The sequence below is a fragment of the Novosphingobium sp. ST904 genome, from assembly GCF_001298105.1.
Taxonomy (GTDB): domain Bacteria; phylum Pseudomonadota; class Alphaproteobacteria; order Sphingomonadales; family Sphingomonadaceae; genus Novosphingobium.
The window spans coordinates 1-881 of sequence record NZ_LGJH01000015.1 but is presented as its reverse complement, the minus strand read 5'-3'; the positions used below and the strand labels follow the sequence as shown (position 1 = coordinate 881).

Annotated in this window: 1 pseudogene; it reads right to left on the bottom strand. The window is 58.0% G+C overall.

From position 1 onward, the window contains the following. Positions 1 to 52: 52 nt before the first annotated feature. Positions 53 to 816, bottom strand: a pseudogene (locus tag ADT71_RS00080) (IS6 family transposase). Positions 817 to 881 lie beyond the last annotated feature (65 nt).

Genomic DNA, 881 nt, shown 5'->3' with positions numbered 1-881 from the left:
GGCTCTGTTGCAAACATGGGGCACGGCCGCGCGGCGTCACCCAGTTGGGGGATTAGGCAGCATTGGCGAAATGCTTATTGAGCATAATCATGGTTTCGGTCAGGGCCGAGGGTCCAATTCCGAATGCTCTTTCAACCAGGCGCACCTCCCCCATGATACCTGGCTGCAGGCACCATGCCTGGGCCTGTCCTTTGCGTAGGGCGCGCATGACCTCGAAGCCCTTGATCGTGGCGTAGGCCGTTGGCATCGACTTGAAGCCACGTACCGGCTTGATCAGCATCTTCAGCTTGCCGTGGTCGGCCTCGAGCACGTTGTTCAGATATTTCACCTGCCGGTGCTCGGTTTCCGCCGCCAGTTTGCCTTCGCGTTTCAGCTCAGCGATTGCTGCGCCGTAGCTGGGTGCCTTGTCGGTATTGAGTTTGGCCGGCTTTTCCCAGTCCTTCAGGCCACGAAGAGCTTTGCCCAGAAAGCGCTTCGCCGCTTTGGCGCTGCGTGTCGATGACAGATAGAAATCAATCGTGTCGCCCCGTTTGTCGACCGCCCGGTACAGGTAGGTCCATTTGCCCCGCACCTTTACGTAGGTCTCATCCAGACGCCAGCTCGGATCAAAGCCGCGCCGCCAGAACCAGCGGAGACGCTTCTCCATCTCCGGCGCGTAGCGCTCACCCAGCGATAGATCGTCGTATGATCGACATCGATCCCACGCTCGGACAGCATTTCCTCGAGATCACGGTAGCTGATGCCGTATCGACAATACCAGCGCACCGCCCATAGGATGACCTCGCCGGTAAAATGCCGTCCTTTGAAATCGTTCATCGCAACTGACCTTGACAGTACATGAGCCCAATCTTGGAAACCGTGTCAGAGTTTGCAACAGAGCC